Below are 24,339 nucleotides of genomic sequence, written 5' to 3'. Positions count from 1 at the left end.
GGGTCGGGCGTATGCCGCGACCCTTTGCGCTTATCCCGGCGTCTACAAAAAGACCGGCGGAGCCAACCGCATGGCCAGCAATGATCGTAAAGGAAACTGTATCATATATGTGCGCTAAAGCGACCATGGAGGAATTCGAGGCCCTCCTGAACGAAAGCCTCACCATCGACACGCCCGAAGAGGGCTCGGTCGTCAAAGGCAAGGTCATCGCCATCGAGGCGGGCCAGGCCATCATCGATGTCGGCTACAAGATGGAAGGCCGCGTCGATCTGAAAGAATTTGCAAATCCCGGCGAAGCGCCGAGCATTGCCGTCGGCGACGAAGTCGAGGTCTATCTGGATCGCGTCGAGAACGCCCGTGGCGAAGCCAGCATCAGCCGCGAGAAAGCTCGCCGCGAAGAAGCCTGGGATCGTCTGGAAAAAGCCTATGCTGCGGAAGAGCGCGTCGAAGGCGCTATCTTTGGTCGCGTCAAGGGTGGCTTCACTGTTGATCTGGGCGGTGCCGTGGCCTTCCTGCCGGGCAGCCAGGTCGATGTGCGCCCGGTGCGTGACGCCGGCCCGCTGATGGGTCTGAAGCAGCCCTTCCAGATCCTGAAAATGGATCGCCGCCGTGGCAACATCGTCGTGTCGCGCCGCGCCATTCTGGAAGAAAGCCGCGCCGAACAGCGCGCCGAGGTCATCGCCAACCTCAGCGAAGGTCAGACCGTCGAGGGTGTTGTCAAGAACATCACCGAATATGGTGCCTTTGTTGATCTGGGCGGTGTTGACGGCCTGCTGCATGTTACCGACATGGCCTGGCGCCGCGTCAACCACCCGTCCGAGATCCTGTCGATCGGCGAGACCGTCAAGGTTCAGGTCGTCAAGATCAACAAGGAAACCCACCGCATCAGCCTGGGCATGAAACAGCTTCAGGCCGACCCGTGGGATACCGTTGCCGACAAATTCCCGATCGGTTCGGTTCACACTGGCCGTGTGACCAATATCACCGACTACGGCGCCTTCGTCGAGCTGGAAGCCGGTGTCGAGGGCCTGGTCCACGTTTCGGAAATGAGCTGGACCAAGAAAAACGTCCATCCCGGCAAGATCGTCTCGACCTCGCAAGAAGTCGACGTCATGGTGCTGGAGATCGACGAAGCCAAGCGTCGCGTCAGCCTGGGTCTCAAGCAGACCATGCGCAACCCGTGGGAAGTCTTTGCCGAAACCCATCCGGTCGGCACCGTCATCGAAGGCGAAGTCAAGAACATCACCGAATTCGGTCTGTTCGTTGGCCTCGAAGGCGATATCGACGGCATGGTCCACCTTTCGGACATCAGCTGGGATACCCGCGGCGAGGAAGCCATCCAGGACTTCCGCAAGGGCGATGTGGTGAAAGCCGTCGTTCAGGAAGTTGACATCGAGAAAGAGCGCATCTCGCTCTCGATCAAAGCGCTTGAAAACGACGCGATGGCCGAGGCTGTCGAAGGCGTCAAGCGTGGCTCGGTCATCACCGTCGCCGTGACGGCGATCGAAGATGGCGGCATCGAGGTCGAATACAACGGCATGAAGTCCTTCATCCGTCGTTCGGACCTCGCCCGCGACCGTCAGGACCAGCGCCCCGAACGCTTCCAGGTTGGCGACAAGGTTGATGTCCGCGTCACCAACATCGACACCAAGACCCGCCGTCTGGGCCTGTCGATCAAGGCGCGCGAAATCGCCGAAGAAAAAGAAGCCGTCGAACAGTATGGCAGCTCGGATTCGGGCGCTTCGCTGGGCGATATCCTGGGTGCCGCCCTCAAAGGCCGCAACTAAGACCGATACAGGCCATAGATGGCCATTCATTGCGCCCCCGGATCGCTCCGGGGGCGCTTTTCATTGCGCATATCTGCCGAATGAACGATAAAGTCTTGAAAGGACGCAACCAAACCGGCCGCCAGGCGTTCTGAGATTGAATGCCGTGATGTCTGATCCAGGCACAGGCGGCAGGAAGCTGTTGGAACACCAGATTCAGGAACCGCAATGATCCGATCCGAACTGATCCAGAAAATCTCAGAAGAAAACCCCCATCTGTTCCAGCGCGACGTTGAACGGATCGTCAACACGGTCTTCGAGGAGATCATCGAGGCGATGGCGCGTGGCGACCGGGTCGAACTGCGTGGGTTTGGCGCATTCTCCGTGAAAAAACGCGAGGCGCGTCAGGGCCGTAACCCCCGTACCGGAGAGGCGGTCAGCGTCGATGAAAAGCATGTCCCCTTCTTCAAGACTGGCAAACTGCTGCGCGAACGGTTGAACGGCTCCTCCGAATAGGCCAGATTGCCGGCGACAATCTTTTCGGGGGTTCAAGGCATGCGCGTGATCCGGATTTCCTTTTTCGTCGTACTGGCCCTCGTGTTGATGCTGCTTGCTGCAGCCAACCGTGAGCCGGTGACTGTCAGCCTGCTGCCCGCGCAATTCGCCCGCTTTACCGGTGGCACCTGGTCGTTGACCATGCCGGCCTTTGTGGCGCTGTTCCTTGCGATGGTCTTTGGCGTGCTGGTTGGCCTTGTCTGGGAGTGGCTGCGCGAGGCGCGTTTGCGGGCCGAATCGAACCGCCGCGCGCAGAATCTGGCGCAGTTGCAGCGTGAGGTAGGCGATCTGCGTCGCACCCATGCCGCGCCGCGCGATGAGGTGCTGGCGATCCTTGATGAGCCGTCGCACCAGCCCGCCACACCGGCCGCAGCCGCAACGACCCTGCCCGCGCCGCGCTGATCCGATGGGCGTATCCGTCAAGATCTGCGGCCTGACCGAAGCCGAGGGACTCGCCGCCGCCATTGAGGCTGGCGCGCGCTATGTCGGCTTTGTCTTTTTTGAGAAATCCCCGCGCCATGTAACGCCCGAGGCGGCCGCCGCTTTGGCCGTACAGGTGCCGATGGGGGTGGCCAAAGTCGGACTGTTCGTCGATCCCGATGATGCGGCGCTTGATCGGGTGCTTGCTCATGTGCCGCTGGACCTGATCCAGTTGCATGGTAGCGAATCCCCCGACCGTGTGGCCGGGGTCAGGTCCCGCACCGGTCTGCCAGTGATGAAGGCGATTGGTGTTTCGGGGCCGCAGGACCTTGACCGGATCTGGGACTATGGTCTGGTTTCGGACATGCTGCTGATCGACGCCAAGGCGCCCAAGGATGCGGTGCTGCCGGGCGGGAATGGTCTTGCTTTTGATTGGCGGTTGCTGGTCGGACGCCAGATGCTTAAGCCCTGGCTGCTTGCTGGCGGCCTGACGCCCGAGAATGTGACCGAGGCGATCAGGCTGACCCGCGCCCAGGGTGTCGATGTTTCTTCAGGCGTTGAAAGCGCGCCGGGCGTCAAGGACCCCGATCGCATTCGCCGCTTTATCGCCCGCGCCACAGCGCCGATCCTATGAGCGGCGGAGTCACCTTCCGTGAGGCACACCGCGAAGATGTTCCCGCAGTGGTCGCGCTTTTGCGCGATGACATGCTGGGCAGGGACCGTGAAAGCGCCGATCTTACCCCCTATTTCACAGCATGGGAGGCGATGCGGGCCGAGGGCGCGAATCAACTGATCGTCGGGGTGTATGGCGGCGAGGTGGTCGCCTGCTACCAGATTACCTATATCTCGGGTCTATCGCTTTCCGCTGCCCGCCGCGCTCAGATCGAGGGTGTGCGGGTGAGTTCGGCTCTGCGTGGGCAGGGAATCGGCGCGGCCCTGATCGGCGATGCCGAAAGCCGCGCGCGGGTGGCGGGCTGTACGCTTTTGCAGTTCACCACGAACCGCCGCCGCAGCGATGCTCATCGCTTCTATGACGGGCTCGGCTTTACCCCCTCTCATATCGGATATAAGAAATCCCTTTGACGGGATTTTCTTTTGCCCGCCTATTCACCGACCACGCCCGAGGAGAGCCATGGCCGAAGATCTCATCAACAGCTTCATGAACGGCCCGGACGAACAGGGCCGCTTTGGCATCTTCGGCGGCCGCTTCGTCAGCGAAACCCTGATGCCGCTGATCCTCGACCTTGAGGCCGAATACAAGCGTGCCAAGGATGATCCCGCCTTTTGGGCCGAGATGGACGATCTGTGGAAGCATTATGTCGGTCGCCCGAGCCCGCTTTACTTCGCCCCCCGGCTGACCGAAGAGCTGGGTGGTGCCAGGATCTATCTCAAGCGCGAAGAACTGAACCACACCGGCAGCCACAAGATCAACAACGTTCTGGGTCAGATCCTGCTTGCGCGTCGTATGGGCAAGACCCGGATCATTGCCGAAACCGGAGCGGGCCAGCACGGTGTTGCGACCGCGACGGTCTGCGCGCGCTTTGGCCTGAAGTGTATCGTTTACATGGGGGCGCATGACGTTGAGCGTCAGGCGCCGAACGTATTCCGGATGAGACTTCTCGGAGCAGAGGTGGTGCCGGTGACCTCGGGACGCGGGACGCTCAAGGACGCAATGAACGATGCGCTGCGCGATTGGGTGACCAATGTGCGCGACACGTTCTATTGCATTGGCACGGTTGCCGGTCCGCATCCCTATCCGGGCATGGTGCGCGACTTCCAATGCATCATCGGCCGCGAAACCCGCTGGCAGCTTGCCGAGCAAGAGGGCGAGGGGCGCTTGCCAGACAGTCTCGTGGCGGCAATCGGCGGCGGTTCGAACGCGATGGGGCTGTTTCACCCGTTCCTCGACGACGATTCGGTCCGCATCATCGGCGTCGAGGCCGGCGGCAAGGGCGTTGACGAGCGCATGCAGCATTGCGCCAGCCTGACCGGTGGTCGCCCTGGCGTGCTGCATGGCAACCGGACTTATCTTTTGCAGGACGACGAAGGCCAGATCCTCGAAGGTCATTCGATCAGCGCCGGTCTCGACTATCCTGGCATCGGGCCCGAGCACGCCTGGCTCAAGGAAAAGGGCCGTGCCGAATATGTCAGCGTCACTGATGACGAGGCGCTTGAGGCGTTCCAGACCATGTGCCGGCTCGAAGGTATCATCCCGGCGCTTGAGCCCAGCCATGCGCTCGCCCATGCCATCAAGATTGCGCCCGGCCTGCCCAAGGATCACATCATGGTGGTGAACCTCTCGGGGCGGGGCGACAAGGATATCTTTACCGTCGCCAAACATCTTGGCGTCGATATCCGCACCTAAGGCCAAAGGGCGCGCGCTATTTCCCGGCGCGCGCCTCGGCGACCAGCCCGGCCAGTTCGTCCTTGGACAGATAACCAAAGATTGCCCGGTCACCGGCGATAAAGCTGGGCGTGCCGACTAATCCGATCTCATCGGCCAGCGCCAGCGAACGCTCGATTCTCTCGGTGATCTCGGGTGCGCGCATGTCGCGCTGCAACCTCTCGACATCCAGCCCGACCTCGCGCGCCACACGCAGAACCGAGGCGATTTCGGCCCGTCCACGCATCGCCATTAGTGCGCGGTGAAACTCGGGGTATTTGCCCTGGGCTTGCGCGGCCAGCGCGGCCTTGGCCGCAAAACGCGAACCCTCGCCAAAGATCGGGATCTCATGCACCACCAGTTTCAGCTTGGGTTCGGCCTTCAGCAACGCTGCTACCTGTGGGGCGTTCTTGCGGCAGAAACCGCAATTGTAATCCGAAAACTCGACAAGCACCGCATCGCCTTGCGGATTTCCCATCATCGGCAGTCCCGGGCCGTTGAACACGGCGTCCTTGATCTGCGCGACTTCGGCTGCATCATGGTCCTGCGCCTGCACGGGCGTCAGGGGCAGGGCGCAGAACAGTGCAAGTGCGATTGCGGCAATGGGGCGCAACATGGTAATAAGTCCTATCAGTGACCCTTATCTGAAAGCCACCGCAAGGGGAGCAGGTCAAGCGCCAAGCCACAACCCCGTGAAAGCGTGAGATGCAGCCAGATCTGTTCGGAACCCGCCGCAACGAACCAATCGCGCCTGATGCGATGATTTTGCGCGGCATCGCGGCTGATCCTGCTATTCATCATGAGGTGCTGCGGATCGCCGAAATCTCACCCTTCCGCCACATGCAGACCCCAGGTGGCAAGCAGATCGGGGTCGAGATGACGAACTGTGGTGCTCTGGGGTGGATCAGTGACCGGCGTGGCTATCGTTATGAACCCGAGGACCCGCTGACCGGAAAACCTTGGCCTCCAATGCCGCCGAGCCTGCAAAATCTGGCAGAAACCGCCGCCGCCGAAGCCGGCTTTCCAGACTTTCACCCTGATGCCTGCCTGATCAACCGCTATGTTCCGGGGATCAAGATGGGCTTGCACCAGGACCGGGATGAAGCGGATCTGACCGCCCCTATCGTCTCGGTCTCATTAGGTCTGCCCGCGATATTCCAATTCGGTGGGCCTGAGCGTCGCGATCCGGTGGCAAGACATACTCTTCATCACGGTGATGTCGTTGTCTGGGGTGGTGTGGCGCGGCTGAACTGGCACGGTATCCTGACCTTGCGCCCGGGCAGTCACCCGCTGACCGGCGCGGCCCGCATCAACCTGACTTTCCGGCGCGCTGGCTAAGCTGATGCCAGATTCTTTCGTGTCCCAAATATCCCGGGGGAACGCCTTGCCGGCCCGTTGAGGGCAGGCAAGGCGTGGGGGCAGAGCCCCCCTTACTTCCAGATCGGCGCGTGACGGTTTACGTCTTTATAAAGCAGATAGCGGAAATTTCCCGGCCCCCCGGCATAGCAGCATTGCGGGCAGAAGGCGCGTAACCACATAAAGTCCCCGGGCCCGACCTCGACCCAATCGCGGTTCAGGCGATAGACAGCTTTCCCTTCAATCACAAACAGACCATGTTCCATGACATGGGTTTCGGCAAAGGGGATCGAGCCGCCGGGTTTGAAGGTCACGATGGTGATATGCATATCGTGACGCATATCCTCGGGGTCCATAAACCGGGTGGTCGCCCAGCTGCCGCCGGTGTCGGGCATCGGGATCGGGGCGATGTCGCGCTCATTGGCGATGATCGCATCGGGTTTCGAGAGGCCCTCGACCACCTGCCAGCGCTTGCGCCACCAGTGAAAGCGCGAGGTCCCGGCACCGCTTTTTACCGACCAGGCCATGCCGGCGGGAATATAGGCAAAACCGCCCGGGGTCAGTTCATGCGTCTTGCCGTCGATGGTCAGGGTAATGGTGCCATCGGTGACAAAAATCGCGGACTGAACCCCTTCGTCATCTTCGGGGCGGTCTGAGCCGCCTTGCGGCTGCAATTCGACGATATATTGGCTGAAGGTCTCGGCAAAGCCCGAAAGCGGCCGGGCGATCATCCACATCCGCATGCCAGTCCAGCCCGGCAGAAAGCTGGTGACAATATCGCGCATCGTGCTTGCCGGAATGACGGCATAGGCATCGGTAAAGACGGCGGTATCGGTGGTCAGATCGGTCTGCGGCGGCAGGCCGGCAAAGGGCCCGGCATAGGTCGGGGTCTTGGCGGTCATATGGCTCTCCGTTGCGCCGGGGATCGTGTCCCGTTGGGGTCGGTGATCGCCCGCGGCTGACCCGCGGGCGGCATGGACTCAGTTGTCGCCCAGCAGCTGCTGCAAGCGCAACGTGGCGATGCGAGAGACCTGGCGCTCGGCCTCGCCGCGCTCGGTCGCCGTGTCATTGTCAATGCGCTGGCGCATTGCGGCCATGATCCCCGGCTTGTCATGATCGCGCACGGCAATGATAAAGGGGAACCTGTGCTTCTCCATATAGGCGCTGTTCAGCCGGTCGAATTCGGCACGTTCTTCGTCGGTCAGGCTGTCCAGACCGGCACTGGCCTGTTCGGCGGTGCTGCTCTCGGTCAGACGCCTGGCCGCGGCCAGCTTGCCGGCAAGATCCGGGTGCGCCAGCAGTACGCCCAGCCGCTCTTCGTCGCTTGCGGCACGAAAGATCTGCGCCATACGCGCGGCAAGGCCTGCGGGGGTGTCATGGATCGCGCCCATCTCGGCGTCCCACACCCGTTCGGCGATCCAGGGCGAATGTTCATAGACGCCGCCGAACTGCTCGATGAATTCTTCACGGCCCATTTGCGAGGGGCGCAGTTTGGCCCGATAAGGATGGGTTTTGGCCCAATGGCGTGCGATGTCGAGCCGGGTTGCGAACCACACGCCCTCATGGCCTCGCGCATGTTCAAGGAACTGCTTGATCGCCATGGCGCGGCCCGGCCGGCCCGCCAGACGGCAATGCAGCCCGATCGACATCATCTTGGGCGCGCCGGCCACGCCCTCGGCATAGAGGATGTCAAAGCTGTCGCGCAGATAGTCAAAGAACTCGACTCCGGTGCCAAAGCCCTGACCGGACGAGAAGCGCATGTCATTGGCGTCCATCGTATAGGGCACCATGAGCTGCGGCTTGCCCTTGTGCACATGCCAATAGGGCAGATCGTCGGCTATGGTATCGGCAAGGTATTCGAAACCGCCTTCCTCACAGCCCAGCCCGACCGTGTTCATCGAGGTCCGACCCTGATAGAAGCCGCGCGGACGTTCACCCGTTACCTGGGTGTGCAGCTCGATCGCCTTGGCGATATGCTCGGCCTCGATCTCGCGCGGGATGTCCTTGTAATCGATCCATTTGTAACCGTGGGTCGCGATCTCCCAGCCGGCATCCTGCATGGCCGCGACCTGCTCGGGGGCGCGCTCCAGCGCGGTCGCCACGCCGTAGACCGTTACCGGCACGTCCTTGAGCAGGCGGTGAAGGCGCCAGAAACCTGCTCGCGCGCCATAGTCATAGATGGATTCCATGTTCCAGTGGCGCTTGCCCGGCCAGGGCTGGGCGCCGATGATTTCGGACAGGAAAGCTTCAGAGGCCGCGTCGCCGTGCTCGATGCTGTTTTCGCCGCCTTCTTCGTAGTTGATGACGATCTGCACTGCGATCCGTGCATTCCCGGGCCACTTCGCATCAGGCGTGTGCTCGCCATAACCGATCATGTCGCGGCTGTAACGCATCGCTTGCTTCCTTTCCTGTTTTCTGGCTGCTTGGCACTGATCACCCTGCCGGCCTTTCAGGCAACCCTAATTTTCTAAAAACAGAACCAATTATTTCTTGAAAATCTGGGTTTATCAACATCCCATTGAAACTCTGTCGCTATACCCAGTATTCTCGTTGAAGATGCCGGGGCATAATCTGGCCAGCACGGCGGGCCAACCGCCGAATGGGAGGAACCATGCCAGACAAGCAATCCGGCCTGACGGCCAGTGGCGCCAGTATCAGTCCAGGGGAAGGTAGCGTGCTAGACAAGCAGTTCGGCCTTACGGCCAATGGCACCAGCGTAAGGACAGAGGTGATCGCGGGGATCACCACCTTCCTGACGATGGCCTATATCATTTTCGTCAATCCTGAGATCCTGTCTTCGACCGGCATGGATCGGAATGCGGTCTTTGTCGCAACCTGCCTCGCGGCGGCGCTTGGCTCGGCCATCATGGCGCTTTGGGCAAACTGGCCCATCGGTATGGCCCCGGGGATGGGGCTGAACGCGTTTTTCGCCTTTACCGTCGCCGGGACCCTTGGGTTCACATGGCAGCAGGCTTTGGGTGCCGTTTTTATCTCGGGCATCGTCTTTCTGTTCTTGTCGGTGACCGGCATCCGGCGCTGGCTGATCGCCGGTATCCCCAGTTCGATGCGCAGTGCCATTGCTGCCGGGATCGGGATGTTTCTGGGGCTCATCGCGCTTAAAAGCTCGGGTGTTGTGGTTGGCAACTCTGTGACGCTGGTCAGTCTGGGCGATTTGACCCAGACCGGGACGCTGCTTGCCATCGCCGGGTTTTTCATTATCGCGGCGCTTGACACCCTGAAGGTGCGCGGGGCGATCCTGATCGGCATTCTGGTCATCACCGTTGCGTCGATTGCATTGGGTGCCAGCACCTTTGGCGGGGTAGTGTCGATGCCGCCGTCGATCATGCCGACCTTCCTGCAACTCGACATTGCAGGCGCGCTGACCGTAGGGATTTTTCACGTCATTCTTGTCATGGTTCTGGTCGAGGTCTTTGACGCGACCGGTACCCTGATCGGCGTCGCCAAGCGCGCTGGCCTGCTGACCGAGGGACCAGCCCATACAAACAAGGGCCTCAGCCGGGCGCTGATGGCGGATTCGACCGCGATCCTTGCCGGCTCGATGCTGGGCACCAGCTCGACCACCGCCTATGTCGAAAGCGCCTCGGGCGTGCAGGCGGGCGGGCGCACCGGGCTGACCGCTCTGGTCGTTGCGGTACTGTTCCTGCTTGCGGTGTTCTTTGCACCGCTCGCCGGGTCGGTTCCGGCCTATGCCACGGCCCCTGCGCTGCTGTATGTCGCCTGTCTGATGGTGCGCGAGTTCGAGGAAATCCAGTGGAGCGATGTCACCGAAAGCGCACCTGCGGTGCTGACGGCGCTGATGATGCCCTTTACCTACTCGATCGCCAACGGTCTGGCTTTCGGCTTTGTCAGCTATGCTGCGATCAAGCTGGCGACCGGTCGCGCGCGTGAGGTGCATGCCGCAACCTGGATCGTGGCGGCGCTGTTCGTGATCCGCTTTGCCTTCTTCATGGAATAAGGCAGGATTGCGGTAATTTCAGCAAAAGGCCCGCCCTTGGACGGGCCTTTTTTTGTTGAGAGTGTAGTCCAGTCTGACTTGCACTGCGCGCAGACGGATGCTCATCAAGAACTGTGCAGTATTTATAACTCTGCATTCTAAGCTTAATTCAGCTGAAGTCCCTGCTAAGATCATGAGGGATTTTCTTTTGAAGAGAGCAGACACCTTGGTGTAATTCGCCTCAGGGTTTAGTGAAGTGAATGGCGCTGTTTCGTGTATCTTACCCCCGGCAGGGATCACGCTTTTCCACCGGGTAACTATGACAGAGCTGCTTTTACTTTCCCTTAATATTTTTTCTGCAATGAATTTTGATGAAAACACGCCAGAGGTGTAAGGGTGTCGCAGCTACATCGGCCCATCATCTTGCGACGCGGCCCGGCAACCTGACAAGCCCATCCCGAAGGCTGTCGATCAGCGTGAGCGGGCGAATGGTGGTCAGGTCTTACGCCCGCTCCTTGAGGCCAATCCTCGACCGGTGTAGCAATCTCTGCAACGTTGATGGAGAGGGAATCGGGAAATGGAACATGCAACAGCGGCTCAACTCTTTGAGCGGCATTTCCCCGATGCTGAATCCGCCAAAAACAAATTCCTGCTTACGTCTCTTCCTGAAGGAGAATATGAGCGCGTCAGCCTGTCTCTTCTAAATCCGAAAATCGCTGAGACACATAGAACTGATGGGTGCTATATCTGGGCGCCAAAAGGTAGCTTGAACCTGTTGAAAAAGGTCGTGCGGCTGGCAGTCTATGAAGATTTGAAAGATTGCCAGCTGATATTCTTTCACCTGCCTGATAAGAGATCGAATATTCTGATGTCTTTAAAGGGGCAGGGGCATAAAGGCATATTTTTCTCACGGCGGCGAATGAACATCACTGTAAAGATGGTTCACAAGGATTGCAGCCTGATCATCGGCGAGAACACCTACATTGGAGGGGCCAGGGTCGTGCTGCTGGAGACAACCGCCACTGTTGCTGCCGGTGGGCTGTGGTCGGACGAGGTCTTGCTGCAAGGCTCGGACAGCCACGGGATTGTCGACCTCGACACGATGTCGATCATCAACTGGGGCCCGGCCAAGATCGATATCGGTCGTCGGGTTTGGCTGGGGCGGCGCAGTTCTGTCATGAAAAATGTCACGATCGGGCAGGGTTCCGTGGTCGCTTCTGGAGCTATTGTGACCAAGGATGTCCCACCTGCCTGTATCGCTGCGGGTGTTCCGGCAAAAGTCGTTCGGACACGTGTATCCTGGTCGCAGAGTCTGAGTGAGATTTCGCGCGGAGAGCGTATTTTTTTCAACCGACTGCGTAAGAACACAGAGTAGCCCCGGCGCTGCGGAGCTTTCCTCATGCTCCGTATTCAGATGCCGAGGTGCACGCAACTCGGCATCTGAAACATCTCTGCCAGATCGTGACCTGGCTGACGAATCGCCTCAGAACTCTTTGCCCAATACGCGGTCGATTGACAGCTTGCCGCCTCCGAAAGCTGCGATGATGGCGGCACCCGCACACCAGAAGGTCGAGTTGAACTCGGCCTTGGCCTGCACTTGATGCAGGAATGCGGTCCCGCCGTCAGAAAGGAGGCGGGCTTGGCCGTTTTCGGTCAGGTATTGCAGGTTGGCTTTCAGAAACTCGATCCCTTCGGGCGTGAGCAGGGCGTTCCCATAAGGGTTTTCGATGTGGAATCTTAATGTCATCGCCAGCATCACTGCATTGGCCAGAGCGGCCGGGCGGGTCAACAGACCGACAGCGATCATGAAGCCGCCAACGAATTGCATGACCGCGAGAAGCGGCGAAAAGAACCAGCCCGCCGGTATGCCTGCGACGTTCTCGAGAAAGCCGATCTGTCCCATGGGGTCCAGGATCTTGGGCCAGCCTTCGACCATCAGCAGACCGCCGATGATGATGCGGAACAAAAGCCATCCGATCGGCTGGGCTACCTTGTGGTAGAACGGGGCCATGAACGGCAGGATCAACCGCTCGCGCGGGCTTGAGGTCATTTCTTCCACGTGGATACCCTTTCCTGATACTGATGCCGGATCGTCCGACCTATCTGCACGACCCTGCATAAACTCAAATGAATACCTTGTCTTGCCAGAGTTGAAGGAACAGGATCGTGAAGGTCAAGGGTTGAGTTTCCCGGTCGTTTACGCAATGACTGCTGCAGTTTTCCGCCTCATGCGTGGGGTGATACCGAGGTACCAGTGTCATGTCCGCAATGAAACCTGCCGCCCTTGCCCTGCTTGTCGCCCTTGCACATCCCGCGCAGGCAGAAGCCCCGCCCCCGGTGGTTGCGCAAGAGATCGAGGCGCTGCTGGACAGTATCGAAAGCTCGGGCTGCCGTTTTAATCGCAATGGAACATGGTATGCGGCCGAGAAGGTGCGGCCCCATTTGCAGACCAAGCTCGATTACATCGCCAAGCGCGGCAAGCTGACCTCGACCGAGCAGTTCATCGATCTTGCGGCCAGCAAAAGCAGCGTGTCGGGCAAGCCCTATCTGATCCAATGCGGCAGCGACCCCGAGCAGGCAAGCCGGGCGTGGTTGTTGCAAAAGCTCAAAGCGTTGCGAAGCTAGGATGTGAAAGCCCCGCAAGGGCCATCCTTGCGGGTCTTGCCGGTCAGCTCCAGGCGTGCAGGGGCGGATTGATGCCGTTCAGGTAGTAATTGCCAAGAATCGCGTATTTCCAGCGCACCGGATCATGCAATGTATGGGTGCGGGCATTGCGCCAGTGGCGATCCAGATTGTGCTCGGCCAGGGTCGAGCGCGTCCCGGCCAGTTCGAACAACTTGTTCGTGGCCTGAATGGCGATTTCGGTCGTCAGCACCTTGGCCTCGGCGGTCGCAATCTGGGCTTTCGCCACGCTCGTGGCATCGGGTGCGGCGACGGCTGCGTCTATGGTCAGACCGGCCCGATCCAGCACTGCCTCGGCAGCATTGGCGCGCAGGACCAGATCCCCGACGGCCTGAATGCTATAGGGGTCCTCATAGGCATGCTCAAGGCCGCTATCCACCCACGGGCGCGATCGGTTGCGCACGAAATCAATCGTGTCCTTGATCGCGGCCCGGGCAATGCCAAGGTCGACAGCAGCCTGAATGACCTGAAAGATTGCGCCATCCGCAGTTGGACGTTCATAGCCTTTGTAGCCGGGAACCAGATGGGTTTTGGGCACTTTGACGTTTTCCAGCGTTACCGTGCCCGACAGTGTCGTGCGCTGACCCATGGCCGACCAGTCGTCGATGACGGACAGCCCCTCGGCCCCACGCTCGGCAATCGCGTACCAGGCGCGGCCCTCATCATCCAGCGCAACGATAGGCACGAAATGGGCAAGCAGCGCGCCCGAGGCATAGAACTTGCGCCCGTTGACCAGCACATGGTCGCCTTTGTCAGTGAATTTGGTATTGAACTCGGCAGCTCGTTTGGTGCCGAACTCGGAAAAAGCATTGCCAAAACGCGCGCCCTTCAGCACCTCGCTAAAAAGCAGTTCTTGCTGGGGGCGTTCCGAGACGGTCCGTATCGCAGAGACGACGCCCAGGTGGTTCTGAGGGATCTGACCAAGCGAGGGATCGGCCTCGGATATGATCGTAATAACCCGGTTGATCACGACCCAGGACAGGTCGGCACCGCCGAACTCCTTTGGCACATTGATTGCCCACAGCCCGGACTGAGAGAATGCGTCAAGCTCGGAGACCGGCCAGATGCGGTCACGGTCGCGCTCGGACGCGCCCTTTTCGAACTCGGCGGCAAGGGTTTTGGCGACCTCGATCGCCTCATCGGCGGTCCGGATGATATTGGCCGGGGTTGCGGGACGGGAAACCGGAGGAACAGGATTGCGCTCGGCGCCGCTACGTTGATGAACAGTCATTGTCTTCTCCGTATCAACTGGGGTGAATCTCTTGCGTGCCGCCCAGATAGGGCTCTGCAAGTTTCTTTGGGGTGCCGACCGGCAGGCCGGCGAGGATGGAGCCAAAGCCGCCCAGAACCAGAACGGGCAGGGCCTTCAGCACGATCAGCGACAGGCTGAACTGCGCGCCCAGCCGTGCGCCCCACAAAAGCCCGGCGGCCAGCGCGACAAATCCGGCCGCTGTCCAGACCGTCGCCCAGGTGCGGTCAAGCCTTAGACCGACAGCGAGCCCGGCGAACTGGTCGTCGGCAACTGCGCGAAATCCAGGGCCCGTGCGGGTGAAGCGAAAGAAAATCGTCAGCACCGCAAACATCGCCGCCGCGACCAGGTCGAAGGTCGGGATAAAGATGCCGCCGATCTCAAAAGATGTGTTTGAGATGCCAAGGGCCAGCCGGTGGACCTGCGTGCCCCAGATCGGCTGGGCAAGCCCCTCGATCACGTAAGAAAGCCCCGATGCCGCCATGAACAGCACCATGGGCGAGCGGTTGGCAAGCGGGCGTAGCGCCGTGCGATCGATCACAAAACCCAGCACCGTCATCACGATCAGCGTTGCCGCGATGGCGAGGGGAAAGGGAAATCCATGTTCGACAGGGCTGACAAAGGTCAGCGCCGCGAACAGCACCATCGCGCCCTGGGCAAAATTCAGCACACCCGAGGTTTTGCAGATCAGCACGAAACCTATGGCGGCCATGGCATACATGACGCCAGACAGCAGGCCGCCGATGGTGACTTCGAGGAAAAAGGGGAAAGCGTACCCCATCACGCGGCCTCCGCCCCCAGACAGGCGCGGATGACCTCGGGGTCGTGCCGGACCTCGGCCGGTGTGCCGTCCGCGATCAGCACCCCATGATCCAGCACCGCAATCCGGTCCGACAGCCGCATAACGACGCAGATGTCATGTTCGACCAACACGATGGCCAGACGCAGATGCGCGCGGGCCCGCTCGATCTGCTGGGCCATGGTGGCTTTTTCCGTGCTGGTCAGCCCGGCCATCGGCTCATCCAGCAACAGCACACGCGGCCTGACATGGCGCAGGCGCTGCCCGTCGATGATCACATGGCCGGATTGCGGGCGACAGAGCCCGCAGATCACGTTCACGCGCGAGGATTTCCCCGCCCCGTTCGGCCCGATGACCGAGCGGACCTCTTCTGGCTGGACCTGAAAGCTGACCTTATCCAGCACGGTAAGGCCGCCGGATTGCAACCTGATCTTTTCCACGGCCAAGGCGGCGCCATGCGGCGGTCCATGACCCGATCTTTCCTCTGTCATCGCCGTCCTGTCACACCAATCGCCATTTGCTTCCCGCCCGCAGGAAACACGGCATGTTTGGTCGACATTAAGAGGGCGCCTGATCCCGAGGCCATTCTAAATTCGGGAAGGCCACAGCAAAGAAAATCCGCTCGCCCAGCCCTGACTGGTAAGATCATCCCAGGCTGAAACGGGCCGCATCCTGATTGCGCAGCAATATCAAAGGCCCATCATTCCAAGGTCTTAGAATATAATCTGCGCCTGTAAAATACTGTCCAGCCAGTCGGCAAAAATCTGCATCCGACGCGAGAGATGCTGACGGTGAGGATAAAGCAGCGTCATCGGCATGGGCGCGGCCCGATACGCCGGCATCACCTCGATCAGCTCGCCTGCCTCAAGATGCGGTCTGACGTCATAGGCCGGGATCTGGATCAGGCCCAGACCAGCAAGGCAACAGGCGATATAGGCCTCGGCATTGTTGACCGTGACCCGGCCACGCATGGCAAGCCGGTGCGTCGTGCCGGTTTCGATCCATTCCCAATCCTCGATCCGTCCGCTTGAGGGCGAGGCATAGTTGACCGCGTAATGGTGGGTCAGATCGGCAGGTGTTTCCGGTACGCCATATCGTTCAAGATAGGCGGGGCTTGCGACGTTGATCAGGGCAAGTTTCCCGATTGGCCGGGCGATCAGGCTGGAATCCTCCAGCTCTCCGACCCGCAGGGCACAATCAACTCCGGCCTCGACCAGATCGACCGCCCGGTCGGTGACGCCCAGATCGACATCAATGCCCGGGTAGCGATCCAGAAATTCAGGCAGGGCAGGGGCAATGATCAACCGCCCGATCCGGCCCGGAACGTCGATCCGCAGCCGCCCCGAAGGTTGGATCAGGGATTGCCTGAACAGGTTCTCGGCCTCATCGACATCCGCAATCAGGCGCTGGCATCGCTCATAAAACGCCAAGCCATCCTGCGTCGGCGCGACCTTGCGCGTGGTGCGATGCAACAACCGCGCCCCGACCCTTTGTTCAAGTTCTTGCACTGCGGCCGAGACCGAGGATCGTGGCATACCAAGCAGGTCCGCCGCGCGGGTAAAGCTTGCGCAATCGACAACGCGGGTAAAAACCCGAAACAGGTCTATACGATCCAAATAGTTTGCCCAATTGTTCTGGTATACTGACAAGTGATGTCAGAATGGCCGCCTTTATCATCAAAATCCAGACGATAGGTTTTCCGCATATCAAAAGCGGAGCCGAGATATGACTGATCACAGCATCAAGGGTAAGACTGTCGTTATTGCGGGCGGGGCCAAAAACCTGGGCGGGCTGATCGCACGCGATCTGGCCGCGCATGAGGCAGGGGCGGTGGCCATTCATTACAACAGTGCCTCGACCAAAGCAGACGCCGAGGCGACGGTTGCCGCGATCAAGGCGACCGGGGCCGAAGCCGTCGCGTTTCAGGCCGATCTGTCCACCGCCGCGGCGATGGAAAAACTGTTCTCTGATGTCACTGCTGCTATCGGCAGGCCTGACATTGCCATCAACACCGTCGGCAAAGTGCTGAAAAAGCCTATCCTGGAAATCACTGAGGCCGAATATGATGAGATGAGCGCGGTCAACGCCAAATCGGCCTTTTTCTTTATCAAAGAGGCGGGCCGGCACCTGAATGACAATGGCAAGATCTGCACGCTGGTCACCTCGCTGCTGGGGGCCTTTACGCCCTTCTACGCCAGCTATGCGGGCACCAAGGCCCCGGTTGAGCACTTCACCCGCGCAGCCGCCAAAGAGTTTGGTGAACGCGGCATTTCGGTGACTGCGATCGGTCCGGGACCGATGGACACGCCCTTCTTCTATCCGGCTGAGGGTGAGGACGCCGTCGCCTATCACCGGACGGCGGCGGCGCTGTCGAAATTCTCGAAAACCGGGCTGACGGATATCGAGGATATCGTGCCCTACATCCGTTTCATGGTTTCGGAAGGCTGGTGGATGACCGGCCAGACCATTCTGGTCAACGGCGGCTATACCACCAAGTAACCCGGGCTTCAGCCTGCTTCAAAGGATCGAGCCGAACTCCATGCTGATCGGCTCGATCAGGGCAAGGAAGGCTTCGCAGGCCGGGATTCCTGTCCAGCTGGCGCAGATGGCCTGTGCCTGCGCTTGCGTTCCGGCAAAGGCGATGTCCATGTAGGTCCCGTCCTGCAGCCGGATCAGCCGCTGTCCGCGCCACCCCGGCTGACGACAAAGATGATCCGCGATCATCCTGTCATGAGCCATGCGCAGATCCGCTTCGTTTACGCCGGGGCGCAGGCGAAACTGGCCGATCTCGATGCCGCTTCCCGGTTGCAGCAGGGCCAGCCCTCCGCGTGGAGGTGCGTAATGGCCGATGCCGCCAAATTCGGTGATCGAGGCACGGAATCCGGAAAAATCTTTGCCCTTGCCCACCACTTCTGCTGCGGCCTCGGCGAATTGCGCATTTTCCCAGATCACCAGATCGGTCCGCATGCCCCGGTCTTTGCAGCCGCTGAGGGCGAGCCACCCAGAAAATCCCGGCAGGCGCGCCGCCTTTTCCTGCGCGCCGTCGCGCTGATGGTCTGCCTCATCGGGATTGCTGACCTTGTAGGTGACGATCTCGATACATTGTCCGGTCATGGGCCTTTGGCTCCTTTTACTATCAGTTGTCATCCCGACCGTTTCTAGCGATCCCCCCTGACACCTGTTGTCAGGGGTGTTAGAGACGGCGAGATGAAAACGCTCCGGCTCTTTGCGCTGCTTGATCAGTTGCGCCTGGCGCATCGCCCGGTCTCATCTGAGGTGCTGGCCGGGCGTCTTGGCGTGTCCCAGCGCACCATCTATCGCGACATCGCCAGCCTTTTGGCTATGGGGGCGCCGATCCGGGGCGAGTCTGGCATGGGCTATCAGCTTGAAAAGGGTTATTTCCTGCCGCCCCTTCAATTCGACCCAGATGAGATGGAGGCGATCATGTTAGGCCTGCGTCTTATCAGCGCGCGCGACGGGGCAGGGCTAAAGGACGCGGCCGAACGTGTTTCGGGCAAACTGGCCGGGACTATGGGCGCGGATCGGGGTGAGCTGTTTCGTGCTTTGCCAATGCTTGCGGTCACCCGCCAGCGCGCCGGTGATGAACTGGCGGCAAGATGGGCTGACCTTTTGCGCCGTGCGATACGGCAGCGGCGGATCATCCAACTGAATTACCGTAACCTTGATGAGCGTGAGAGCTTGCGCCGGGTCCATCCGCTGGGCTTGACGATCTTTGACGAGGCCTGGCTTTTGACCGGCTGGTGCGAACTGCGCGAGGATTTTCGTAATTTCCGGCTGGATCGCACTACCAGCGCCATTGAGACGGGCGAGACATTTCCGTTGCAGCCCGGTCGAAGGTTCAGGGACTATCTCGTCCAGCTATAAGGTGCGCGGATCCGGTTGGGGCACACGCTTTCACCGGTATGAGTTGCGAGCGTTTTTCAGCGCCGTTGTCGGGCCTTGTCCTGCACCTCTGACGCAAGCCATTCTGCCGGGATAGAGTGCGCAAGCCGGAGACCGGGAAATTGAGCAGGCTAAGAATGCGGATCTGGCAATATCTCGCGATGATTTTCATCGGGGCCTTGCCTGTGCTCTCGGTCCTGCTGGCGGGTCTCATTGCCTCGATAAACGGGTGCAGGCTGGATGAAGGTTCAGCCCATGTCTGCATGGTGTGGGGGCGTGATATCGGCGGGGTGCTTTACACGATGACGGTCATCGGCTGGCTGGGGCTGATCTCGGGCTTGCTGGTGATCGCGGGGCTGCTTGGGCTTTGCGCAGAGCTGATCCTTGCCGTGGGGCGCAGACTGTTTTCGCGTCGGGGCGGGTGAGCTGCGCTAACGGACCAATCACCAACCTCCAGGCACTTGCCATGACCAAGCGGTCAGGGCGGATATCCTTGCCTTCTCGTTTCCAGGGGTCTGGCTACCAGGGGGAAGGTAAATCCTCATAACTCAAGATATGCCGACGGGCGTCAAAGGCCGGCTCCGGTGAGATGATAACATACGGGACGGCTCGACTCCCACTGACCGGCATGATCGCGGCGATTTCACCAGCGACCGCCGATGGCGTGATGCGGGTAAGGCAACTATGCAGCTTCTTTTATCTGATCCGCCTTGCCAGATTGATGAATCCTGCCTAGCACCCGGCGAAAAGAAAGGCGGAACATGTCTGACAAGGATCTTGAGCCTCGGCACCTGGAAACACTGGACCGCGATCTGGGTCGTTTCGCAAATCTGGAGGCGGCAGCCGCCTATGTCTCGCGGCCTCTGGTGGCGCCCGGCATCGCGCTTGTCTTCATCATTCTGGCCGGGTTGGCTGCGGTAATGATGCTGGGACAGAGCAGCAGGATGCTGGTCGTTGTCACCGCCGCCGTGTTTGGCGCCTATATGGCTCTGAACATCGGTGCCAACGATGTCGCAAACAACATGGGGCCGGCGGTGGGGGCCAATGCGCTTAGCATGGGCGGGGCCATCGTCATTGCGGTGATCTTTGAAAGCGCGGGCGCGCTGATCGCCGGTGCCGACGTCGTCTCGACCATCTCAAGGGGCATCGTCGCGCCCGAGGCGCTGGACACACCTGCAACCTTTGTCTGGGCGATGATGGCAGCACTGCTTTCCTCGGCTCTGTGGGTCAACCTGGCGACCTGGATCGGGGCGCCGGTATCGACCACCCATGCCGTGGTCGGCGGGGTCGTCGGCGCGGGCCTTGTCGGTGCCGGTATCGGTGCGGTGCAATGGAATCAGATGGCTGCAATCGCGGCAAGCTGGGTGGTGTCGCCACTGCTGGGTGGGTTGGTGGCAGCAGGCGTTCTGTGGTTCATCAAGAGCCGCATCATCTATCGCGATGACAAGATCGCGGCCGCCCGGGTCTGGGTTCCGGTTCTGGTCGGCGTCATGTCGGGCACTTTCGCCGCCTATCTGGTGATGAAGGGGCTTAAGCAGATCATCCACATCTCGATGGGGCCGGCTTTGCTGCTTGGCCTCATTGTGGGCGCCGCAAGCTGGCTGCTGATGATCCCGGTCACCCGTCGTCAGTCCGAGGGACTGGAGAATCGCAACAAATCCCTGAAGGTGCTGTTCGGCATTCCTCTGGTCGCGTCGGCAGCTCTGCTGAGCTTTGCCCATGGCGCGAACGACGTTGCCAATGCGGTCGGTCCGCTGGCAGCTATCGTGCAGACCGTGCAGACCGGCAATCTGAACGACGATGTGACCATCCCGCTGTGGGTGATGCTGATCGGTGCCTTTGGGATTTCCTTTGGCCTTAGCCTGTTCGGACCCAAACTGATCCGCATGGTCGGGAGTGAGATCACCAAGCTGAACCCGATGCGCGCCTATTGTGTCGCGCTGTCGGCAGCGGTCACGGTGATCCTCGCCAGTGCGCTGGGGCTGCCGGTCAGCTCGACCCATATCGCGGTTGGCGCGATCTTTGGTGTGGGTTTTTTCCGCGAATGGGACGCCGAGCGACGCCTGAAACAGGCCCGCATGGCCATCCCAGGCGAAGACAGCATCCCCGCCGAAGAGCGCCGTCGCCGTAAATTGGTCCGCAGGCTGCATGTGCTGACCATCGGGGCGGCTTGGGTCGTCACTGTTCCAGCCGCGGCGCTTCTGTCGGCGCTTCTGTTCCTGATCTTGCGGCAGATTCCGGTCTGACCGCAAGGAGCGCGGGCTGTGCCTCCGCCTGCTGGGGCACTCGGGTGATTTGCCTGACAGAGCCCCTTTGCACGCAAGATCGCAGGGAGAGATCCGTTTTCGCGCAGAAAGCCACGGATAATTTGGTTTCCCGGGCGGATATCCCGCATCCGAAAAGCTTGAGATCATCCGGATTTTCGGGCAGTCGAACCTGTCCGAAAAACGCATGCTGTTCCGAAGCGGCTTCGTGGCACGCCGAGTATGGATTATATCCGCTGCTTGTAATGGTGCCGCAATCGGTCAATCAGATCGTCACTCATCGCGCGTTCTCCGGTGGCGAGGGCAGGGGTGAATACGCAGATTCCATATCGCCCCGTAACGACAGTATTTATGAAATCAACGTCGGCAGATCTCTGGCCGAGACCGGTTTGTTCGGCCATGCTGCGCAGCCAGGCATCGATCGCGGCGCATAAAACATCGCCCCAGCGTAGCTCGCTCATGTCCTCTCCTTCTCGTCGCGGGGGTGGGTCAGTGGCGCTTGGCAGGTTGAGTTGGCTGCACAAGCGATAGCGCTGGGGACGACGCGGCTAAACGCCTCTGCCACGCCATTTCGAATCTGATGCTGATCGCAAATTTCTGCCGCCGCAACTGGCAGCTCGAACACGGCGTCTGCTGGATCGCCCCCGGTTTTTATAGCGTTTGTGCGAGCGGTCAGGATCAGCGTATCGATCCGGGCTTTGGCGATTTTATCAGTGGTACCGCTCATGCTGTCAGCCCCCTGTGGTGGGGCGCGCAGAGTCGCTCGCTTAATTGCGCGAGTTCGGTGATTGTAGCGTGACGCGAATTTTTGCAGTGCGTGACAGCTAAGTTTGCAGCAGATCAGTTCGGTCGATCTACGTCACAGCCCCACCTATTGGGTCGCTAAGCACCCGCCTCGATACTGGCCCCTCGTGCGGCGAGCGGGTGCCCGCTCGCTGCCCCTGGTCGGGTTCTGTGAGTCAGGCTCTCAGGCTCCGCCGCTCCGGCAAGACCTGCTGATGACGAAGCCCGGCCGGCGTACCGCTGAACGTGAAGAGAATCTCCCGCTGACGGAATATCTCTCGCGGGTCGGTGTAAGCGGCAGAACGATCCTTCTTCCGTCCGATGGCGGCGGCTGTCACGGTATTGAGCATCAGCGGCACCTGAATGGTCCGGCCGCCAAAAAGATCCGCGACCGAGAGGATCTGCACAGCCGGAATATCCCCGGCCATTGTTTCGACCCTGCCCACACGCCGGGCCTCATCGACCATCCCCGAGGTCGGAGGGTGGGCAGTGATCAGCACTGCAATGGTCGAAGGATCGCCCGTCATCTGCCGCTCGCGCTGGAGCGTGCCGACAAGGTCGCGTACCATGCCCGGGTTGAGGTTTCGCCCCGCTTTCACCGAGACGATGCCCCGGCTCGCCTCATCCCGGCCATGCAGGAAATAGAACGAACCGTCGATCCCGCCGTCATTACGAAAGCGCCCGGAATGCATGGCGCCGATGCGCAGGCAGGCCCATTCCTCGAATTTGAACGGATCCCGGGCGGCCAGCCACATCGCGCTGTCAGCGTCAGCCGGCAGGCCGAAGACATCATAGGCGACAGACGGGAAGGCATGCCGGAGCCGGTCGCCAACCACCTGCATCGCCTGAACCGCGACATCGATCCCGATCCAGTGCCGGCCGAGGTTCTGCGCCGCGTGAAGCGTCGTGCCACACCCGCAGAAGGGATCGAGAACCAGATCGCCTTCGTTCGACGCCGCCGCAATAATCCGTTCCAGAAGTGCGACAGGTTTCTGCGTCGGATAGCCGAGGCGCTCACGCGCATGCGAGCTCAACGGCCCGATATCATCCCAAAGGTTCTGTATGCGCTCACCCGGGCTGTCATCCTCATACATCTTCAGTCTGAGCGCACCATCGGGGCGGGACGGAAAATGCAGGCGCCCCTCCCGGTCGTAACGGCGCATTCTGTCTTCATTGCAAGACCAGCCATTCCTGTGCGGCTGATAAGTGATGCCGTTACTCGCTGTATAGCTGTATTTGAGATTGGGCCTGTCACTTGGGTTGCGCAACGTGACTGACTGCCACCGTCTGCCGTCAGGGTCCTGGCAGGGGTATTTCCGATCCAGTTCCTCCCGGCTCAGCGTACGGAATGGCTGGTTCCACACATGCCCGCGCGACTTCGCATAGAAGAAAATCTCGTCGGTTATGCAACCGAACGTCCGTCTGGCATTTCCATGCGCATGCGTGCGTTTCCAGGTCACCTCACTCCGGAAACAGTCGAAACCGAACACCGCGTCGAGAACCACCTTGAGGTAATGGCTCGCGGTCTGGTCGCAGTGTAAAAACAGGCTGCCCGCCGGCTTCAGCACACGATGCAGTTCCACCAGCCGCGCAGTCATCATCGTCAGATAGGCCAGCATGTCGTTCTCACCGAGTATCCGGCGCAAGGCGCTCAGAACCTCCCCGACCTTACCGCCGGCGTGAACGGTTTCGCGGAACTGGGCATCCGCCAGATCCCCCCATCTCCAGGTGTCCTCGAATGTGGTGATCTGCGCGTCGGACCAGCGCTTCTTGTCAGGAGATTTGAAGAGCAGGTTGTAGTTTGCGTTCGAGTTGAACGGCGGATCGAGATAAATCAGATCGATGCTTTCGTCTGAGACATACTCACGTAACACGTGAAGATTGTCGCCAAAGTAGAACGCATTGCGAGAGTCTTTTCCCATTGCACTGCCTCAAATTTTTAACTGATTTTCGTGCAAAAGGCATGAAATGCCAAAGAAAACCTTGACCCTAGCCTATCCCCTAAAAAATGTGCCCGAGCCCATTTGCATCGCAAGATACGGCGGCATGACCGCATTCGCCCGTGGCTGTGTGCAGACGGGAGAGCTCGACAGGGGCAATTATGCAACGGTGTGATTTGCCTTTTGCATCTAAATTCCGATCGCCGCAGGCAGCGCGGTCACGGCGCTGACCTACTGCCGCAATTGCGGGATCGGGCCGGGAATCGGCCATCCCGCCTCCTTTG

The 24,339-nt window shown here is 60.3% G+C and carries 26 protein-coding genes; 14 read left to right on the top strand and 12 right to left on the bottom strand.

Annotated elements, in window-relative coordinates:
- Window positions 1-107 precede the first annotated feature (107 nt).
- The 6 genes from rpsA (at window position 108) to trpB (ending at window position 5,106) form a co-directional block, all read left to right on the top strand.
- A complete protein-coding gene (gene rpsA, locus F8A10_RS12355; RefSeq protein ID WP_010397309.1) occupies window positions 108-1,787 on the top strand; it encodes a 30S ribosomal protein S1 in 1,680 nt (559 codons plus the stop codon).
- Window positions 1,788-1,994: 207 nt separating this feature from the next.
- Window positions 1,995-2,282, top strand: a complete 288-nt coding sequence (gene ihfB, locus F8A10_RS12350; RefSeq protein WP_010397307.1) for an integration host factor subunit beta — start codon at window positions 1,995-1,997, stop codon at window positions 2,280-2,282.
- A gap of 39 nt (window positions 2,283-2,321) precedes the next feature.
- Window positions 2,322-2,723 (top strand): LapA family protein, encoded by a 402-nt coding sequence (locus F8A10_RS12345; protein ID WP_193668274.1) that lies wholly within the window; start codon window positions 2,322-2,324, stop codon window positions 2,721-2,723.
- Between the two features lie 4 nt (window positions 2,724-2,727).
- Window positions 2,728-3,375: a phosphoribosylanthranilate isomerase gene (locus F8A10_RS12340; RefSeq protein WP_152367491.1), complete on the top strand. Its 648-nt coding sequence runs from the start codon at window positions 2,728-2,730 to the stop codon at window positions 3,373-3,375.
- Window positions 3,372-3,824, top strand: a complete 453-nt coding sequence (locus tag F8A10_RS12335; protein ID WP_152367490.1) for a GNAT family N-acetyltransferase — start codon at window positions 3,372-3,374, stop codon at window positions 3,822-3,824. Before F8A10_RS12340 ends, F8A10_RS12335 begins: the two co-directional genes overlap by 4 nt.
- Window positions 3,825-3,873: 49 nt before the next feature.
- Entirely contained in the window at window positions 3,874-5,106 is a 1,233-nt protein-coding gene (gene trpB, locus F8A10_RS12330) for a tryptophan synthase subunit beta (RefSeq protein ID WP_085503006.1), read from the top strand.
- A 16-nt stretch (window positions 5,107-5,122) separates the two neighbouring features.
- Here trpB and F8A10_RS12325 read toward each other — a convergent pair whose 3' ends face one another.
- Window positions 5,123-5,740, bottom strand: coding sequence for a DsbA family protein (locus F8A10_RS12325; protein ID WP_152367489.1), 618 nt, complete (start codon window positions 5,738-5,740; stop codon window positions 5,123-5,125).
- Window positions 5,741-5,829: 89 nt separating this feature from the next.
- Between F8A10_RS12325 and alkB the strand changes: the two genes are divergently transcribed.
- Window positions 5,830-6,462, top strand: coding sequence for a DNA oxidative demethylase AlkB (gene alkB / locus F8A10_RS12320; RefSeq protein WP_010397291.1), 633 nt, complete (start codon window positions 5,830-5,832; stop codon window positions 6,460-6,462).
- 92 nt (window positions 6,463-6,554) lie between these two features.
- Here alkB and F8A10_RS12315 read toward each other — a convergent pair whose 3' ends face one another.
- Both F8A10_RS12315 and puuE read right to left on the bottom strand, forming a co-directional pair.
- A complete protein-coding gene (locus tag F8A10_RS12315; protein ID WP_010397290.1) occupies window positions 6,555-7,382 on the bottom strand; it encodes a bifunctional allantoicase/(S)-ureidoglycine aminohydrolase in 828 nt (275 codons plus the stop codon).
- A 78-nt stretch (window positions 7,383-7,460) separates the two neighbouring features.
- The gene (puuE, locus tag F8A10_RS12310) at window positions 7,461-8,873 is read right to left on the bottom strand and encodes an allantoinase PuuE (protein WP_085503011.1); all 1,413 of its coding nucleotides are present in this window, start codon (window positions 8,871-8,873) and stop codon (window positions 7,461-7,463) included.
- A 281-nt stretch (window positions 8,874-9,154) separates the two neighbouring features.
- Between puuE and F8A10_RS12305 the strand changes: the two genes are divergently transcribed.
- Window positions 9,155-10,456: an NCS2 family permease gene (locus tag F8A10_RS12305; RefSeq protein ID WP_010397286.1), complete on the top strand. Its 1,302-nt coding sequence runs from the start codon at window positions 9,155-9,157 to the stop codon at window positions 10,454-10,456.
- A 556-nt stretch (window positions 10,457-11,012) separates the two neighbouring features.
- Window positions 11,013-11,810: an acyltransferase gene (locus tag F8A10_RS21435; RefSeq protein ID WP_010400186.1), complete on the top strand. Its 798-nt coding sequence runs from the start codon at window positions 11,013-11,015 to the stop codon at window positions 11,808-11,810.
- Between the two features lie 108 nt (window positions 11,811-11,918).
- Here the strand turns inward: F8A10_RS21435 and F8A10_RS12295 are convergent, their stop codons facing one another.
- Entirely contained in the window at window positions 11,919-12,485 is a 567-nt protein-coding gene (locus F8A10_RS12295; RefSeq protein ID WP_010400184.1) for a DoxX family protein, read from the bottom strand.
- Between the two features lie 209 nt (window positions 12,486-12,694).
- Here F8A10_RS12295 and F8A10_RS12290 point away from each other — a divergent pair, with 209 nt between their 5' ends.
- A complete protein-coding gene (locus F8A10_RS12290) occupies window positions 12,695-13,060 on the top strand; it encodes a YfeK family protein (RefSeq protein ID WP_085503013.1) in 366 nt (121 codons plus the stop codon).
- Between the two features lie 43 nt (window positions 13,061-13,103).
- On the opposite strand, the gene F8A10_RS12285 is transcribed toward F8A10_RS12290, so the two are convergent.
- The 4 genes from F8A10_RS12285 to F8A10_RS12270 all read right to left on the bottom strand — a co-directional run bounded on the left by F8A10_RS12285 (window position 13,104) and on the right by F8A10_RS12270 (window position 16,781).
- Complete coding sequence (locus F8A10_RS12285; protein WP_152367488.1) at window positions 13,104-14,348, bottom strand: SfnB family sulfur acquisition oxidoreductase; 1,245 nt, start codon at window positions 14,346-14,348, stop codon at window positions 13,104-13,106.
- Window positions 14,349-14,361: 13 nt separating this feature from the next.
- Window positions 14,362-15,147 carry a branched-chain amino acid ABC transporter permease gene (locus tag F8A10_RS12280; protein ID WP_085503197.1) on the bottom strand — a complete coding sequence of 262 codons (786 nt, stop codon included), beginning with the start codon at window positions 15,145-15,147 and terminating at the stop codon, window positions 14,362-14,364.
- Window positions 15,147-15,656, bottom strand: coding sequence for an ATP-binding cassette domain-containing protein (locus F8A10_RS12275; RefSeq protein WP_085503195.1), 510 nt, complete (start codon window positions 15,654-15,656; stop codon window positions 15,147-15,149). Before F8A10_RS12275 ends, F8A10_RS12280 begins: the two co-directional genes overlap by 1 nt.
- Window positions 15,657-15,878: 222 nt before the next feature.
- Window positions 15,879-16,781, bottom strand: coding sequence for a LysR family transcriptional regulator (locus tag F8A10_RS12270; RefSeq protein ID WP_152367487.1), 903 nt, complete (start codon window positions 16,779-16,781; stop codon window positions 15,879-15,881).
- Between the two features lie 109 nt (window positions 16,782-16,890).
- On the opposite strand from F8A10_RS12270, the gene F8A10_RS12265 reads away from it, so the two are divergent.
- Window positions 16,891-17,664: an SDR family oxidoreductase gene (locus tag F8A10_RS12265; protein WP_152367486.1), complete on the top strand. Its 774-nt coding sequence runs from the start codon at window positions 16,891-16,893 to the stop codon at window positions 17,662-17,664.
- 18 nt (window positions 17,665-17,682) lie between these two features.
- Here the strand turns inward: F8A10_RS12265 and F8A10_RS12260 are convergent, their stop codons facing one another.
- Window positions 17,683-18,279, bottom strand: a complete 597-nt coding sequence (locus F8A10_RS12260; RefSeq protein WP_152367485.1) for a hypothetical protein — start codon at window positions 18,277-18,279, stop codon at window positions 17,683-17,685.
- A 93-nt stretch (window positions 18,280-18,372) separates the two neighbouring features.
- Between F8A10_RS12260 and F8A10_RS12255 the strand changes: the two genes are divergently transcribed.
- The 3 genes from F8A10_RS12255 to F8A10_RS12245 all read left to right on the top strand — a co-directional run bounded on the left by F8A10_RS12255 (window position 18,373) and on the right by F8A10_RS12245 (window position 21,314).
- A complete protein-coding gene (locus F8A10_RS12255) occupies window positions 18,373-19,050 on the top strand; it encodes a helix-turn-helix transcriptional regulator (RefSeq protein WP_152367484.1) in 678 nt (225 codons plus the stop codon).
- A 155-nt stretch (window positions 19,051-19,205) separates the two neighbouring features.
- Complete coding sequence (locus F8A10_RS12250; RefSeq protein WP_010400173.1) at window positions 19,206-19,493, top strand: hypothetical protein; 288 nt, start codon at window positions 19,206-19,208, stop codon at window positions 19,491-19,493.
- Between the two features lie 336 nt (window positions 19,494-19,829).
- Window positions 19,830-21,314, top strand: a complete 1,485-nt coding sequence (locus F8A10_RS12245) for an inorganic phosphate transporter (protein WP_010400172.1) — start codon at window positions 19,830-19,832, stop codon at window positions 21,312-21,314.
- 245 nt (window positions 21,315-21,559) lie between these two features.
- On the opposite strand, the gene F8A10_RS12240 is transcribed toward F8A10_RS12245, so the two are convergent.
- The 3 genes from F8A10_RS12240 to F8A10_RS12230 form a co-directional block, all read right to left on the bottom strand.
- Window positions 21,560-21,793 (bottom strand): hypothetical protein, encoded by a 234-nt coding sequence (locus tag F8A10_RS12240; protein ID WP_010400171.1) that lies wholly within the window; start codon window positions 21,791-21,793, stop codon window positions 21,560-21,562.
- Window positions 21,790-22,059: a hypothetical protein gene (locus tag F8A10_RS12235; protein ID WP_152367483.1), complete on the bottom strand. Its 270-nt coding sequence runs from the start codon at window positions 22,057-22,059 to the stop codon at window positions 21,790-21,792. Before F8A10_RS12235 ends, F8A10_RS12240 begins: the two co-directional genes overlap by 4 nt.
- Window positions 22,060-22,291: 232 nt before the next feature.
- Complete coding sequence (locus F8A10_RS12230; protein WP_152367482.1) at window positions 22,292-24,037, bottom strand: DNA methyltransferase; 1,746 nt, start codon at window positions 24,035-24,037, stop codon at window positions 22,292-22,294.
- Window positions 24,038-24,339: the final 302 nt, after the last annotated feature.

This window comes from Paracoccus kondratievae (genome assembly GCF_009301415.1).
Taxonomy (GTDB): Bacteria; Pseudomonadota; Alphaproteobacteria; order Rhodobacterales; family Rhodobacteraceae; genus Paracoccus; species Paracoccus kondratievae.
Note: the sequence above shows the minus strand (reverse complement) of the source record. Positions and strands in the feature narration are given on the sequence as shown.

Excerpts from the sequence above, each read along its gene's own strand:
- F8A10_RS12235 (WP_152367483.1), bottom strand. The coding sequence starts at position 22,059 with ATGAGCGGTACCACTGATAAAATCGCCAAAGCCCGGATCGATACGCTG.
- puuE (WP_085503011.1), bottom strand. The coding sequence starts at position 8,873 with ATGCGTTACAGCCGCGACATGATCGGTTATGGCGAGCACACGCCTGAT.
- trpB (WP_085503006.1), top strand. The coding sequence starts at position 3,874 with ATGGCCGAAGATCTCATCAACAGCTTCATGAACGGCCCGGACGAACAG.
- F8A10_RS12245 (WP_010400172.1), top strand. The coding sequence starts at position 19,830 with ATGTCTGACAAGGATCTTGAGCCTCGGCACCTGGAAACACTGGACCGC.
- F8A10_RS12315 (WP_010397290.1), bottom strand. The coding sequence starts at position 7,382 with ATGACCGCCAAGACCCCGACCTATGCCGGGCCCTTTGCCGGCCTGCCG.
- F8A10_RS12345 (WP_193668274.1), top strand. The coding sequence starts at position 2,322 with ATGCGCGTGATCCGGATTTCCTTTTTCGTCGTACTGGCCCTCGTGTTG.
- F8A10_RS12250 (WP_010400173.1), top strand. The coding sequence starts at position 19,206 with ATGCGGATCTGGCAATATCTCGCGATGATTTTCATCGGGGCCTTGCCT.
- F8A10_RS12285 (WP_152367488.1), bottom strand. The coding sequence starts at position 14,348 with ATGACTGTTCATCAACGTAGCGGCGCCGAGCGCAATCCTGTTCCTCCG.
- F8A10_RS12335 (WP_152367490.1), top strand. The coding sequence starts at position 3,372 with ATGAGCGGCGGAGTCACCTTCCGTGAGGCACACCGCGAAGATGTTCCC.
- F8A10_RS12230 (WP_152367482.1), bottom strand. The coding sequence starts at position 24,037 with ATGGGAAAAGACTCTCGCAATGCGTTCTACTTTGGCGACAATCTTCAC.
- rpsA (WP_010397309.1), top strand. The coding sequence starts at position 108 with ATGTGCGCTAAAGCGACCATGGAGGAATTCGAGGCCCTCCTGAACGAA.
- ihfB (WP_010397307.1), top strand. The coding sequence starts at position 1,995 with ATGATCCGATCCGAACTGATCCAGAAAATCTCAGAAGAAAACCCCCAT.
- F8A10_RS12290 (WP_085503013.1), top strand. The coding sequence starts at position 12,695 with ATGTCCGCAATGAAACCTGCCGCCCTTGCCCTGCTTGTCGCCCTTGCA.
- F8A10_RS12295 (WP_010400184.1), bottom strand. The coding sequence starts at position 12,485 with ATGACCTCAAGCCCGCGCGAGCGGTTGATCCTGCCGTTCATGGCCCCG.
- F8A10_RS12280 (WP_085503197.1), bottom strand. The coding sequence starts at position 15,147 with ATGGGGTACGCTTTCCCCTTTTTCCTCGAAGTCACCATCGGCGGCCTG.
- F8A10_RS12240 (WP_010400171.1), bottom strand. The coding sequence starts at position 21,793 with ATGAGCGAGCTACGCTGGGGCGATGTTTTATGCGCCGCGATCGATGCC.
- F8A10_RS12255 (WP_152367484.1), top strand. The coding sequence starts at position 18,373 with ATGAAAACGCTCCGGCTCTTTGCGCTGCTTGATCAGTTGCGCCTGGCG.
- F8A10_RS12275 (WP_085503195.1), bottom strand. The coding sequence starts at position 15,656 with ATGACAGAGGAAAGATCGGGTCATGGACCGCCGCATGGCGCCGCCTTG.
- F8A10_RS12325 (WP_152367489.1), bottom strand. The coding sequence starts at position 5,740 with ATGTTGCGCCCCATTGCCGCAATCGCACTTGCACTGTTCTGCGCCCTG.
- F8A10_RS12260 (WP_152367485.1), bottom strand. The coding sequence starts at position 18,279 with ATGACCGGACAATGTATCGAGATCGTCACCTACAAGGTCAGCAATCCC.
- alkB (WP_010397291.1), top strand. The coding sequence starts at position 5,830 with ATGCAGCCAGATCTGTTCGGAACCCGCCGCAACGAACCAATCGCGCCT.
- F8A10_RS12265 (WP_152367486.1), top strand. The coding sequence starts at position 16,891 with ATGACTGATCACAGCATCAAGGGTAAGACTGTCGTTATTGCGGGCGGG.
- F8A10_RS21435 (WP_010400186.1), top strand. The coding sequence starts at position 11,013 with ATGGAACATGCAACAGCGGCTCAACTCTTTGAGCGGCATTTCCCCGAT.
- F8A10_RS12340 (WP_152367491.1), top strand. The coding sequence starts at position 2,728 with ATGGGCGTATCCGTCAAGATCTGCGGCCTGACCGAAGCCGAGGGACTC.